A 13,313-nucleotide genomic window follows, 5' to 3' on the forward strand; every position below is an offset into this window, starting at 1 on the left:
CCATTCACTGGCCAGCAAGGTGACAGATCGACGGAACGAAGTGATAAATGAGGAGGCCCTTACGTCGACGAGGAGGGTGATACGGATGGGTTCGATATAGCCGACCGCGACGGCCGATATTTTCAAGGTGTGGAGATGGCGACACATCCAATCAACTGCGAAAAGGCTCAGCAGCACAAGTGTCTCTGCAGCAAATGCGGCGGCTTGGAGCATGGCTGGCCCTACCGGATACGACTGGCCTACGCGCCGACGAGCGTGGAGAGGGACGTCGTTCGCCGACGGGCGGAAGAGAAGTGGCTGACGGAGAGCGAGGGGCGGGAGAAGAAGGCCACTTTCCCCATGAAAGAGGCCGCGGTCGATACTTCGATCTCCGACTTGATAGACTGGCTGGCCGAGACCATCCACATCACCGATCGTGTACAGGCCCTCGGTCACGCGTTGACCGATGACGCGATGGAGATCCTGCTGGGCCACCTCGGAGCCGTTGATCTCCAAACCTTCAAGAAGGCTTCGGTCAATCACTTCTGGTGTGAGCTTCTTGCATCACTCGCATGCACGCTCGAAGCCTTCGGTGACTGGAATGACCGGCTGCGCGAACGCCTCTCGCAGGTGATGGTGCTGTCCAAGTGCAGCGACCACATTGCTGAAGGGGCTGGGAAGCTTGCCGTTCAGGCCGCGCTGCGGGCGATACCGGTCGCCGTCCCATTGCCGAGCACCGGGCAGGTTGAAGACCTGCTGTGGCCCACCCGGATTCTGGCCATCTTGATGTGCAAGGCACCGGAACGCCATGAAGCCGTGTCGAAATGCTGCCTCGATCCGATAGCAGGGGGCGCCGACGAGCTGGTGAAGGCCGCTGTCGCCAGGACCACAAAGGAGCGTCTTGTTCAAGTGCTGCCGCCAGACTGGCTGCCGGCCACACGCGCATCGCTCTTCAAGTAAGGTCGGCCGCGGCGGTGAATTGGAGCGCATTGCCGACTGGCATGGGGGTGTCGGCTGCTGGGGACTGTGAGCCTGAGTCGTAGTGTCGCTGATGTTGCTAAAGTCGGCCTAAGATCTGGCCAGTGGAGGTGCGGCTGGATGTGCCGGCACCGGGCTTGATACTCCCTGGAAGATAGGGGCTCCCCTTACCGGATTTTAGGGGATGTCGTGGAGAACGGCGTCGAATACATTGCGGGCGACAGGCCCCGGTAGCCCAATCTGGTAGCCAGGCAACGGACTTAAAATCCGCACAGTGTGGGTTCGACTCCCACCCGGGGTACAGCGAGTGGTTCGCCGGTTAGGGCGCGGCGATTTGTGGTCTGTGTGGGTTCGGCTAGGCCCTGACGGCGCGTGGCCTGCGGGTATAGTGACCGGGCGCCCACTGCGGGGAGGCGCCTGGTCTCTTGCCGGGGCGGGCGAGGGAGGGGGGTCCTGGTGCCGACAGGGGTGGCCATCCGCGATGTGCGGGAGCAGCTGTTCAGCGCGGCCGAGCGGATCCTGCTCCGGGACGGGCCGAACGCGCTGACCAGCAGGGCGCTCACCACTGAGGCGGGCTGCGCCAAGGGGGTCCTGCACCGGCATTTCGCCGACTTCGACGCCTTTCTCGCCGAGTTCGTCCTGGACCGCGTCCACCGGATGGACTCCCAGGCCGCCGCCCTGCGTGACGCCGCGGGGACGGGGACGATCGCCGGGAACCTCACCGAGGCGCTGACCTCCCTGTTCGGGTCGGTCGCCGTCGCGGTCGTCGCGCTCATCACCTTCCGCGACGGGCTCCGCGACCGCCTGCGCCAGACATGGCCCGCCGGCGTCCCGGTCCTCACCGAGGCGGCCACCATGATCGCCGGCTATCTCGCCGCGGAGCGTGGGCTGGGGCGCCTCGCCCCCGAGGCCGACGTCGAGACCCTCGCCCCCACGCTGATCGGGGCGGGGCATCTGCTGTTCGCCGATCGGAAGGGCACGCCGCCGGAGCCCGGTGCCGTCGAGAAGATGGTCACGACCGTACTTGGGGGCGCCGCGCGGGATGCGCGGCCCTGAGTCGGCGCCGTCCGGTCAGGTTGTTCTTTTTTCGGCCAAGCCCGTAAATCGCGTTTTTCAGGACCCTTTATGGGGGCGCGGGCGTCGACCTGGAGACTCAAGAGCTGCGGTCTGGAACGCCTGAGACGATACGGATGCGTGTATACGGGTGTGACTAGCGCGAACGGATGAATCGCGCAATCTTGGCGGCCATGTGGTACCGACTTCTTATCACCGCGCTGACAACCGGACTCGTCCTGCCGCTCGGGGGCTCGGCCCTCGGCGCCGCGGAGCCCCTGCCCGACCGCATCCCGCTGCCCGCCGGATTCCAGCCGGAGGGGATCGCCGCGGGACCCGACGGCCAGGCGTTCCTCGGCTCGCGGGCCACCGGTGCCATCTACCGTGTGGACCTGCGCACCGGGAAGGGCGAGGTGATCAGCCAGCCGGTCGGCAAGCCGTCGCTGGGCATGAAGATCGGCAAGGACCGCCTGTACGTGGCCGGGGGCAACAGCGGGACGGCGCGCGTCTATGACACGCACAATGGCGCGCTTCTCAAGACCTACACCCTCACCACGGCGACGGCCTTCATCAACGACGTCACCTTGACCGAGGACGCCGCGTTCCTCACCGACTCGACGAATCCGACGCTCTACAAAGTGCCCCTCACCGGCGACGGTGAGGCGACGAAGCTGCCCCTGACCGGGGACATCGTCTACCAGACCGGGTTCAACGCCAACGGCATCACCACGACCCCGGACCGCAAGTCCCTGGTGCTCATCCAGTCCAACACCGGGAAACTGTTCAAGGTCGACCCTGCCACGGGGGCGACCAAGACGGTTGACCTCCACGGTGAGACGCTGACCGCCGGTGACGGGATCCTGCGGGACGGCCGCACCCTCTACGCCGTGCAGAACCGGCTCAACACCGTGGCCGTGTTCGAGCTGAGCGAGGACGGCGGCGAGGGCAAGCTCGTCAAGCGGGTGACCGACCCCAAGTTCGACGTCCCCACGACGGTCGCGAAGTTCGGGGAGCGGATCTACCTGCCGAACGCCCGCTTCAACACCACGCCCACCCCCGAGACCCCCTACGACGTCATCGGGGTCCAGCCGTAAGAGGGTCCCGCCGCCTTATCGGCGTTTAACCCGCCTTCGGCCATGCTCGGCGCATGCGGGTTCTGGTCGTCGAGGACGAGCGGGTGCTGGCGGACACGATCGCCATGGGCCTCCGGGAGGAGGCCATGGCGGTCGATGTCGTCTATGACGGCGACGACGCGCTCGAACGTGCCTTCTGCAACGAGTACGACGTGGTCGTCCTGGACCGCGACCTGCCGACGGTCCACGGGGACGACGTGTGCCGGGAACTGGTCGCGCGGCGGCACGCGGGGCGCATCCTGATGCTGACCGCGGCCGGGGACGTCGACGACCGGGTGGACGGCCTGTCGCTCGGCGCCGACGACTACCTGCCCAAGCCCTTCGTGTTCGGTGAGCTGGTGGCGCGGGTGCGGGCGCTGGCGCGGCGGTCGGGGGCGCCGGTGCCGCCGGTGCTGGAGCGCAGGGGCATCCGGCTCGACCCGCACCGCCGGAGGGTCGCCCGGGACGGCCGGGAGCTGCGCCTGACGAAGAAGGAGTTCGCCGTGCTGGAGGAGCTGCTGCGGGCGGAGGGCGGGGTGGTGAGCGCCGAGCGGCTGCTGGAGCGGGCGTGGGACGAGAACATCGACCCCTTCAGCAACATCGTCCGGGTGACGATGGCGACGCTGCGGCGCAAGCTCGGCGAGCCGCCGGTGATCGAGACGGTCACCGGCGCCGGGTACCGGCTGGAGGCGCGGTGAGGCCCCGGCCGAGCGTCCGGACGCGGCTGACGCTGGTGTACGGGTCGCTGTTCCTGGTGACGTCGGCGGTGCTGGTGGCGGTGACGTACCTGCTGACCGTCCGGACGATGGAGCAGCGGTTCCCGCAGGCGAACGCCGGGTCGGCGACGGCGATCGCGGAGCTGCGGGGCACCGGCATGGCGGACGCGGTGAAGCGGCTGACGGCGCTGAAGGCCGAAGCCGACCGGCAGGCGGCGCAGCAGAAGCGCGACATGCTGGAGCAGCTGCTGCAGAGCTCGCTGGTCACGATGCTGGTGGTGGGCGTGCTCGCGGTGGTGATCGGGTACGTGGTCGCGGGGCGCATGCTGCGGCCGCTGCACACGGTGACCGCGACCGCGCGGCGGCTGTCGGAGAGCAACCTGTACGAGCGGATCGCGCTGGACGGCCCGCAGGACGAGATCAAGGACCTGGCCGACACGTTCGACCGGATGCTGGACCGGCTGCACCGGGCGTTCGACACGCAGCGGCGGTTCGTCGCGAACGCCTCGCACGAGCTGCGGACGCCGCTGACGATCAACCGGACGGTCCTGGAGGTCGCGCTGGCGAGCGGGAAGAGCCCGCCGGAGACCAAGGCGCTGGCGGACGTGCTGCTGGGCAACACCGCGCGGCACGAGCGGCTGATCGAGGGGCTGCTGCTGCTGGCGCGGTCGGAGCGGGAGCTCGGCACCCGGGCGGACACGCCGCTGCCCGACGTGGTGCGCGGCGCGCTCGGCCAGCTGGACGGGCTCGCCGGCGACGTGGACGTGGAGGCGCGGCTGGAGCCCGCGGCGGCGTCCGGCGATCCGGTGCTGCTGGAGCGGTGCGCGGTCAACCTGCTGGAGAACGCGATGAAGTACAACGTCCCGGACGGGCGGGTGTGGGTGCGCACCGGGACCCGCGGCGGCATGGTGTTCCTGCAGGTGGTCAACACCGGGCGGGCCGTCCCCGCCTACGAGGTCGCGACGATCTTCGAGCCGTTCCGGCGGCTGCGGGCCGACCGCGCGGGCGGCAGGGACAGGGTCGGGTCGGCCGACGGGGCGGGGCTCGGCCTGTCGATCGTGCGGGCGGTCGTCGGCGCGCACGGCGGGACGATCGAGACCGTCCCGCGGCCGGAGGGCGGCCTGTCGATCACGGTGCTGCTGCCGGGGGCGGGCGGCCGGGAGCCGGTGCCGGCGGCGTGACGCTCAGCCGGCGCGGCTGGCCTGCTCGGGGCGGGTCGCCGGCCAGGGGACGTGTCCCTCGGGCGCCGCGCCGGGCCGGTCGGTCAGCCAGCGGTGGACGACCTTGCCGGTGGCGTTGCGGGGCAGCTCGTCGATGAAGTGCACGTCGCGCGGCGCGGCGTACCGGGCGACCTGGGCGCGGACGTGCTCGCGGAGGGCCTCGGCGTCGAGCCGGGCGCCGGGCCGCAGGACGACGTAGGCGGCGAGCCGCTGCCCCCACTCGGTGTCGGGGACGCCGACGACGGCGACCTCGTGGATCTGCGAGAGGCGCAGCAGGGCGTCCTCGACGTCGCGGGGGACGATGTTCTCGCCGCCGGAGACGACCAGCCCGTCGCGGCGGCCGTCGACGAACAGCAGGCCGCGGTCGTCGACGTGGCCGAGGTCGCCGATGGCGAGCAGGCCGTCGCGGACCTCCATGGGCTCGCCGCCGGTGTAGCCCTCGAACAGCAATTCGTTCGCGGCGAAGATCTGCCCGATGGCCGAGCGGCCGAGCCGGTTCCCCTGCCCGTCCATGATCGCCAGCGAGGTGTTGCGCGGCGGGCGGCCGGCGGTGCGGGGGTCGGCCCGCAGGTCGCGGGGGGTGGCGATGGACACCCAGGACGCCTCGGTGGAGCCATAGACGTTGTAGAGCCGGTCGCCGAACTCGTCCATGAAGCGGGTGGCGAGGTCCCCGGGGAGCGCGGCGCCGCTGACCGCGGCGATCCGCAGCGAGGACGTGTCGTGGGCGGCGCGGACCTCCGGGGGGAGATCCAGGATGCGCTGCAGCATGACGGGGACGGCGAACACGGCGACGTCGCGGTGCGCGGCGACCGCGCGGAGCGTCTGCTCGGGGTCGAAACGGCGGTGCAGGACGGCCGGCGTGCGCAGCGCCCAGGCCATCTGGAGCGCGGCGTAGCCCCAGGTGTGGAACAGCGGCGCCTCGATGACCATCGTCTGGCGGGCGCGCAGCGGGATCCGGGACGTCATGGACGCCAGCGGCCACAGCCCGGGGCGGGGCGGGCGGCGGGCGCCCTTGGGACGGCCGGTGGTGCCCGAGCTGAGCATGATCGTCCGGCTCTGGATCTGCGGGGGGCCGGAGGTCCCGCCCTCCGGCGGGCCCGCGGCGATGATCTTGTCGATGCCGGGCCCGGGGTGCCGGTCGGCCCACAGGACGTGCTTGCGCAGCGCGAGGGGGACGCCGCCGAGCAGCGGCGCGAACTCGGCGTCCACGATGAGCAGGCCGGGGCGCAGCTCGGACAGGACGGCGCTGATCTGCCTCGTCCCGAAACCGGTGTTGAGCAGCACGACCTCGGCGCCGCGCCTGCTGCACGCGACGAGCGTCACGGCCATGCCGCGGTGGTTGCGGCACAGCACGCCGACGCGCTGCCGGGGGCCGCTGAGGGGCAGCCCGGCGGCGAGGCGGGCGGCCTGCCCGTCCAGCTCGGCGAAGGTGAGCGGGCCGTCGTCGTCGATGAGGGCGGTCTTGGCCGGTGAGCGCGCGGCCGCGCCGACGACCAGCCCGGCGAGCGTGGTGCCCCAGCGGTGCAGCGCGCCGATCTGGCGGAGGGTGCCGCGGGGGCCGAGGCCACCGGAGAACAGCAGGCCGGTGCGCACCAGGAGGGCGGAGAGGTCGCGGCTGTGCCCGACACGCCGCCGCAGTCCCGGCCGGTAGACGGGCCTCGCGTGGACCACGGGTGCCCCTCCTCCTGCTGTTTTCACACCACGTTAGCCATGGTCACCAGTGCGTACAAGGGCCAGGTCGCGCCCACAGCCGGTCAAGGGTTACCGGTGGGTAGGCTATGCTGCTACCGCCGGGTAATATCTCTGGCGGCACCCGCCCGCCGCCCATCGCAGGGAGGACGACACCGTGCCTCGCACCGCACGCGACGTCGTGTTCGTCGACGGCGTCCGCACGCCGTTCGGCAAGGCCGGTCCCACCGGCCTGTATGCCGAGACACGCGCCGATGACCTGGTCGTCCGCGCGATCCGGGAGCTGATGCGCCGCAATCCGTCCCTGCCGCCGGAGCGGGTGGACGAGGTCGCCGTCGCCGCCACCACCCAGACCGGCGACCAGGGCCTGACCATCGGGCGGTCCGCCGCCGTGCTGGCCGGGCTGCCCACGAGCGTCCCCGGGTACGCGGTCGACCGGATGTGCGCGGGCGCGATGACCGCCGTGACCACATCCGGCACGGGCATCTCCTTCGGCTCCTACGACGTCGTCATCGCGGGCGGCGTCGAGCACATGGGACGGCACCCGATGGGCGAGGGCGTCGACCCCAACCCCCGGTTCCTCGCCGACCGGCTCGTGGACCCGTCCGCGCTCGTGATGGGATCGACCGCGGAGAACCTGCACGACCGCTTCCCCGGGATCACCAAGGACCGCGCGGACGCCTACGCCGTCCGCAGCCAGCAGCGGACCGCCGCCGCCTACGCCGCCGGGCGGATCCAGGCGGACCTCGTGCCGACCGCGGTCCGCTCCGCCGAGCGGGGCTGGGGCCTCGCCACCGAGGACGAGCCGCCGCGCCCCGGCACCACGCTCGACGGCCTCGCCCGGCTCACGACGCCGTTCCGCGCGCACGGCAACGTCACGGCGGGGAACTCCGCGGGCCTCAACGACGGCGCCACCGCCTGCCTGCTGGCCGCCGAGGACGTGGCCCGCGAGCTCGGCCTGACCCCGCGGATGCGGCTGGTCGACTTCTCCTTCGCCGGGGTGGAACCCGAGGTGATGGGCGTCGGGCCCGTCCCGGCGACCGGGCGGCTCCTCGCCCGCAACGCGCTGACCATGGACGACATCGGCCTCATCGAGATCAACGAGGCGTTCGCCGTGCAGGTGCTGGCGTTCCTGGAGCACTTCGGGATCGCCGACGACGACCCGCGGGTGAACCCGTGGGGCGGCGCCATCGCCGTCGGCCATCCGCTGGCCTCGTCCGGCGTCCGGCTGATGATCCAGCTGTCGCGCCTGTTCGAGGAGCACCCCGCCGTCCGGTACGGCCTGACGACGATGTGCGTCGGCATGGGCATGGGGGGAACCGTCCTGTGGGAGAACACGAGCCGGGAGGCCGCCGAGTGAACCCCGAGATCTTCACCGGCGAGGTCGTCACGCACGCCCGCGTCCGCGACGTGACGCTCCCCGGCGGTGCCGGGACGCTGGCGCTCATCACGCTCGACAACGGGCACGACCACACCCGGCCCAGCACGTTCGGCCCCCGCGGTCTCGCCGAGCTCGGCGCCGCGCTCGACGCCGTCGCCGCGCGCGAGGACATCGCCGCCGTCGGCGTGACCGGCAAGCCGTTCGTCTTCGCGGTCGGCGCCGACCTCAAGGGCGTCCCGCTGATCACCGGCCGCGCGGACGCGGCGGCCGTCGGGCGGCTCGGCCACGACGTGTTCCGGCGGCTCGGCGAGCTGCGCGTCCCGTCGTTCGCCTACTACAACGGCGCGGCGCTGGGCGGCGGGGTCGAGATCGGCCTGCACTGCTCCTACCGGACGATCTCGTCCGGCGTCACGGCGTTCGCGCTGCCCGAGACGTTCCTCGGCCTGGTGCCCGGCTGGGGAGGGACGTACCTGCTGCCGCACCTGATCGGCGCGGAGAGGGCGCTCACGGTCATCGTCGACAACCCGCTCGCGCAGAACCGGATGCTGCGGGCCCGCCAGGTGCACGAGCTGGGCATCGCCGACGCGATCTTCGACTCGGCCGACTTCCTGGAGGAGTCGCTCGCCTGGACGGCCCGCGTCCTGACCGGTGAGGCCGAGGTCCGGCGGCCCGAGGTGGACCGCGGCGCGGCGTGGGACGACGCGGTCGCGAAGGCCCGCTGGACCGTGGACGGCAGGCTCCACGGCGCCGCCCCGTCCTACGTGCGGGCGCTCGACCTGATCGCCGCCGCCAAGGACCGCACCCGCGACGAGGGCTTCGCCGCCGAGGACGAGGCCCTGGCGGACCTCATCATGGGCGACGAGCTGCGCGCGGGCCTGTACGCGTTCGACCTCACCCAGAAGCGCGCCAAGCGTCCGGCCGGGGCGCCCGACCCCGCGCTCGCCCGGCCCGTCACCAAGGTCGGGATCGTGGGCGCCGGGCTGATGGCCTCGCAGCTCGCGCTGCTGTTCGCGCGCCGCCTCGACGTGCCGGTCGTGCTGACCGACCTCGACCGGGAGCGCCTGGACCGGGGCGTCGGCGCCGCGCACGCCGAGGTCGGCGGGCTGCTCGGCAAGGGACGCGTCTCCCCCGACAAGGCGGCCCGGCTCAGGTCGCTCATCACCGGATCGCTCACCAAGGACGCGTTCGCCGACGCCGATCTCGTCATCGAGGCGGTCTTCGAGGAGATGGCGGTCAAGCGAGCGGTGTTCGCCGAGGTCGAGGAGCACGTCACGGCCGAGTGCGTCCTGGCGACCAACACCTCCTCCCTGTCGGTCGGCGAGATGGCGGCCGGGCTGAGGCACCCCGAGCGCCTCGTCGGCCTCCACTTCTTCAACCCGGTCGCGGTGCTGCCGCTGCTGGAGGTCGTGCGGGGCGCGCGGACCGGCGACGCGGCCCTCGCCACCGCGTTCGCGACGGGCAAGGCCCTGCGGAAGTCCTGCGTGCTGGTCGAGGACGCCCCCGCGTTCGTGGTGAACCGCGTCCTGGTCCGGCTGCTCGCCGAGATCGTCCAGGCGGTGGACGAGGGCACGCCGATCGAGGTCGCCGAGCGCGCCGCCGCGCCGCTCGGGCTGCCGATGCCGCCGTTCATGCTGATGGGCCTGGTCGGCCCGGCCATCGCGCTGCACGTCAACGAGACGCTGCACGCCGCGTTCCCCGGCCGTTTCCCGCTGTCGGGCAACCTCGCGAAGCTGGTCGCGGCCGGCAAGCCCGGCGTGTACCGGCCCGACCTCACCCTCGACCCCGAGGTGGTGGACCTCTTCGCGGGCGGGACGGACCCGTCCACGGCCGAGGAGGTCCTCGGCCGGGCGCTGGCCGCGCTCGCGAGTGAGGTCCGGGCCCTGCTCGACGAGGGCGTGGTCGCCGCCGCCGAGGACGTCGACCTGTGCATGATCCTCGGCGCGGGGTGGCCGTTCCACCTCGGCGGCATCACCCCGTACCTGGACAGGACCGGCGTCGCGGAGAAGGTCACCGGACGGCGGTTCCTGCCGCCGGGGACCGCGTCCCTGCCCGCCTGACCCGTCTTCCCGGCGCGTGCACGGTGCCGAAGCGGCGCGGGCGCGGTGCCGCTTCGCTGCCATTTTTCACGACATTTCGCCAGGTCACGGGCAGTGTTGAGGTCCGCTGATCATAAGGCCCGTACATACGGGCATAAGGCGGACGGCCGTTCCGGCACCGGGATCGCAAGGAGCTCCGAGGCATGAACCTGCTGCGCACCAAGTCGGTCGAGCAGTCGATCCGCGACACCGAGGAGCCCGGGCACCGGCTCCGCCGCGACCTGTCCGCCCTGGACCTCGTCGTGTTCGGGGTCGGCGTGATCATCGGCACCGGGATCTTCGTGCTGACCGGCCAGGTCGCCCGGGACAAGGCCGGCCCGGCGGTCGCGATCTCGTTCGTCCTCGCGGCGATCGTCTGCGGCCTCGCCGCGCTGTGCTACGCCGAGTTCTCCTCCACGATCCCGGTCGCGGGATCGGCCTACACCTTCTCCTACGCCACCCTCGGCGAGTTCCCGGCGTGGATCATCGGCTGGGACCTGGTGCTGGAGTTCGCGCTCGCCGCCGCGGTCGTCTCGGTCGGCTGGTCCGGGTACGCGGTGTCGCTGCTGGACGACGCGGGCGTCACGGTGCCGGCCGCCGTCGCCCATCCGCCGGGCGAGTCCGGCGGCGTGGTCAACGTCCCGGCCACCCTGCTCGTGCTGGCCGTGACGGGCCTGCTCGTCCTCGGCGTCAAGGTGTCGTCGCGGGTCAACGCGGTGATCGTGGCCGTCAAGGTGTTCGTGGTGCTGCTGGTGATCGTCGCGGGCCTGTTCTTCGTCAAGGGCGCCAACTACCATCCGTTCATCCCGCCCTCGGAGTCCAATCCGTCCGTCGAGGGAGGGGCGGCGCCGCTGATGCAGGTGCTGTTCGGGATCACCCCGGTCAGCTACGGCTGGCTCGGCATCTTCGCGGCCGTCGCGGTGGTCTTCTTCGCCTTCATCGGCTTCGACATCGTCGCCACCGCCGCCGAGGAGGCCCGCCGCCCGCAGCGGGACCTGCCGATCGGGCTCATCGGCTCCCTCGTGATCACCGCCGTCCTGTACGCGGCCGTGTCGCTGGTCGTCGCGGGCATGCAGAACTACAGGAAGCTGAGCTCCGACGCGCCGCTCGCCGAGGCGTTCAAGGCCGCCGGGCACCCGGGGTACTCCACGGTGATCAGCATCGGCGCCGTCGCCGGGCTGACGACCGTCGTGCTGATCCTCCTGCTCGGCCAGAGCCGCGTGTTCTTCGCGATGAGCCGGGACGGGCTGCTGCCCGCGTGGCTGTCGGCCGTCCACCCGCGCTTCGGCACCCCCTACCGCTCGACCGTGATCATGGGGGTGATCGTCGCGGTCCTCGCCGGGCTCATCCCGCTCGCCAAGCTGGCCGAGCTGGTCAACATCGGGACCCTGTTCGCCTTCCTCGTGGTCTCGGTCGGCGTGCCGATCCTGCGCCGGACGCGGCCGGAGCTGCACCGCTCGTTCCGCACGCCGCTGGTGCCGCTGGTCCCGATCCTGTCCGTGCTGGCCTGCCTGTTCGTGATGATCAACCTGCCGGTGGACACCTGGCTGCGGTTCCTGGCCTGGCTGCTGATCGGCGCCGTCGTCTACGCCTTCTACGGGCACCGCCGCAGCCGGCTGCGCGAACGGCAGTCCTGACACTGCCCGCCCCCGCCCGGCCCACCTGTCAATCCGGCCTCCGCGTGGGCACAATGGCCGACATGGCAGAACCTGTGCGCGTCGCCGTGATCGGTTCGGGCCCGGCGGGACTCTACGCGGCCGAGGCGCTCGTCAAGCAGACGGGCGGGGCCGCGCGGGTGGACGTCCTGGACAGGCTGCCCACCCCCTACGGCCTCGTCCGCTACGGCGTCGCGCCCGACCACACGTCGATCAAGGCGATCGCCCGGTACCTGCAGAAGGTGCTGGAGGGCGGGGACGTGCGGTTCTTCGGCTGCCTGGAGCTCGGCCGCGACCTCACCCGCGACGACCTGCTCGGCCGCTATGACGCCGTGATCTACGCGACCGGCGCGATGGTCGACCGGCACATGGCGATCCCCGGCGAGGACCTGCCCGGCAGCATCGCCGCCACCGACTTCGTCAACTGGTACTGCGGGCACCCCGACGCCGCCGACCACGTCTTCGACCTGTCGGCCGAGGAGGTCGCGGTGATCGGCGTCGGGAACGTCGCGGTGGACGTCGTCCGCATCCTCGCCCGGACGGCGGACGAGCTGCGCGAGACCGACGTCCCCGAGCAGGTCATCGACGCGCTGTCGCGCAGCCGGGTCCGCCGCCTCCACATGATCGGCCGCCGCGGGCCCGCGCAGGCCAAGTTCACCACCAAGGAGGCCCGCGAGCTGGGCCGGCTGCCGAACGCCGCCGTCCACGTCGACCCCGGGGACATGGAGCTCGACCCGGCCAGCGCCGAGCTCGCCGAAAGGGACCGGCACGTCCGCGGCAACATCACCGTGCTCCGCGGCTGGACCGGCGAGCCCGCCGGCCTCCCCCGCCGCATCGACGTCCGCTTCTGGCGCGCCCCCGTCGAGATCCTCGGCACCGACCGCGTCGAGGGACTGCGCCTGGAGAGGACCCGCCTGGACGAGACGGGCCGCGTCACCGGCACCGGCGAGTACGAGACGCTGCCGGTCGGCATGGTGCTCCGCTCCGTCGGCTACCAGAGCGTGCCGCTGGAGGGTCTCCCGTTCGACGAGCGCGCCTACGTCGTCCCGAACGACGGCGGCCGCGTCCTCGCCCCGGACGGCTCCCCCGTCCCCCGCGAGTACGTCACCGGCTGGATCAAGCGGGGCCCGACCGGCGTCGTCGGCACCAACAAGTCCGACGCCGCCGAGACCGTCCGCAACCTGCTGGCCGACCTGCCGGACGACCGCCCGCGCCCCGCGGGCACCCTCGACGAGCTGCTGGAGGAGCGCGGCCTCCCCGCCGTCACCTACGCGGACTGGCTCAACCTGGACGCCGCCGAGATCGCGCTGGCCCGCAGCCTCGGCCGCGGCGAGCGCGTGAAGCTGGCCAGGTGGGAGGCCATGACCAAGGCGTGCCGGGGCGACTAGGACGACCGGGGTCACACCTGGCAGACGACGACCGAACTGCCAGAGGTCACCATCCAGACAAAAACCA

10 protein-coding genes and 1 tRNA gene are annotated in these 13,313 nt (G+C 71.9%); 10 read left to right on the forward strand and 1 reads right to left on the reverse strand.

Annotated elements, in window-relative coordinates:
- Positions 1 to 129 precede the first annotated feature (129 nt).
- From AGRA3207_RS06505 to AGRA3207_RS06530, 6 genes are all read left to right on the forward strand, one after another.
- Positions 130 to 939, forward strand: a complete 810-nt coding sequence (locus AGRA3207_RS06505) for a hypothetical protein (RefSeq protein WP_231333640.1) — start codon at positions 130 to 132, stop codon at positions 937 to 939.
- A 242-nt stretch (positions 940 to 1,181) separates the two neighbouring features.
- Positions 1,182 to 1,258 (forward strand) — tRNA-Leu (locus AGRA3207_RS06510).
- A gap of 155 nt (positions 1,259 to 1,413) precedes the next feature.
- Entirely contained in the window at positions 1,414 to 2,013 is a 600-nt protein-coding gene (locus tag AGRA3207_RS06515) for a TetR/AcrR family transcriptional regulator (protein WP_231333641.1), read from the forward strand.
- A 191-nt stretch (positions 2,014 to 2,204) separates the two neighbouring features.
- The gene (locus tag AGRA3207_RS06520) at positions 2,205 to 3,104 is read left to right on the forward strand and encodes an SMP-30/gluconolactonase/LRE family protein (protein WP_231333642.1); all 900 of its coding nucleotides are present in this window, start codon (positions 2,205 to 2,207) and stop codon (positions 3,102 to 3,104) included.
- Between the two features lie 53 nt (positions 3,105 to 3,157).
- Entirely contained in the window at positions 3,158 to 3,820 is a 663-nt protein-coding gene (locus AGRA3207_RS06525; RefSeq protein ID WP_231333643.1) for a response regulator transcription factor, read from the forward strand.
- Positions 3,817 to 5,019, forward strand: a complete 1,203-nt coding sequence (locus tag AGRA3207_RS06530) for a sensor histidine kinase (protein WP_231333644.1) — start codon at positions 3,817 to 3,819, stop codon at positions 5,017 to 5,019. The genes AGRA3207_RS06525 and AGRA3207_RS06530 overlap by 4 nt, the downstream gene beginning before the upstream one ends.
- Positions 5,020 to 5,022: 3 nt before the next feature.
- Here AGRA3207_RS06530 and AGRA3207_RS06535 read toward each other — a convergent pair whose 3' ends face one another.
- The gene (locus AGRA3207_RS06535) at positions 5,023 to 6,729 is read right to left on the reverse strand and encodes an AMP-binding protein (protein ID WP_231333645.1); all 1,707 of its coding nucleotides are present in this window, start codon (positions 6,727 to 6,729) and stop codon (positions 5,023 to 5,025) included.
- A 175-nt stretch (positions 6,730 to 6,904) separates the two neighbouring features.
- Here AGRA3207_RS06535 and AGRA3207_RS06540 point away from each other — a divergent pair, with 175 nt between their 5' ends.
- The 4 genes from AGRA3207_RS06540 (at position 6,905) to AGRA3207_RS06555 (ending at position 13,246) form a co-directional block, all read left to right on the forward strand.
- A complete protein-coding gene (locus AGRA3207_RS06540) occupies positions 6,905 to 8,107 on the forward strand; it encodes a thiolase family protein (RefSeq protein ID WP_231333646.1) in 1,203 nt (400 codons plus the stop codon).
- Entirely contained in the window at positions 8,104 to 10,185 is a 2,082-nt protein-coding gene (locus AGRA3207_RS06545; RefSeq protein WP_231333647.1) for a 3-hydroxyacyl-CoA dehydrogenase NAD-binding domain-containing protein, read from the forward strand. Before AGRA3207_RS06540 ends, AGRA3207_RS06545 begins: the two co-directional genes overlap by 4 nt.
- A 182-nt stretch (positions 10,186 to 10,367) precedes the next feature.
- On the forward strand, positions 10,368 to 11,840 hold the full coding sequence (locus tag AGRA3207_RS06550) for an amino acid permease (RefSeq protein WP_231333648.1): 1,473 nt from the start codon (positions 10,368 to 10,370) through the stop codon (positions 11,838 to 11,840).
- Positions 11,841 to 11,902: 62 nt separating this feature from the next.
- Positions 11,903 to 13,246: an FAD-dependent oxidoreductase gene (locus AGRA3207_RS06555; RefSeq protein WP_420830877.1), complete on the forward strand. Its 1,344-nt coding sequence runs from the start codon at positions 11,903 to 11,905 to the stop codon at positions 13,244 to 13,246.
- The last annotated feature ends 67 nt before the right edge of the window (positions 13,247 to 13,313 follow it).

This window comes from Actinomadura graeca, from assembly GCF_019175365.1.
Classification (GTDB): domain Bacteria; phylum Actinomycetota; class Actinomycetes; order Streptosporangiales; family Streptosporangiaceae; genus Spirillospora; species Spirillospora graeca.

Coding starts and splice junctions, on each gene's coding strand:
- AGRA3207_RS06520 (WP_231333642.1), top strand. CDS start 2,205: ATGTGGTACCGACTTCTTATCACCGCGCTGACAACCGGACTCGTCCTG.
- AGRA3207_RS06525 (WP_231333643.1), top strand. CDS start 3,158: ATGCGGGTTCTGGTCGTCGAGGACGAGCGGGTGCTGGCGGACACGATC.
- AGRA3207_RS06550 (WP_231333648.1), top strand. CDS start 10,368: ATGAACCTGCTGCGCACCAAGTCGGTCGAGCAGTCGATCCGCGACACC.
- AGRA3207_RS06555 (WP_420830877.1), top strand. CDS start 11,903: ATGGCAGAACCTGTGCGCGTCGCCGTGATCGGTTCGGGCCCGGCGGGA.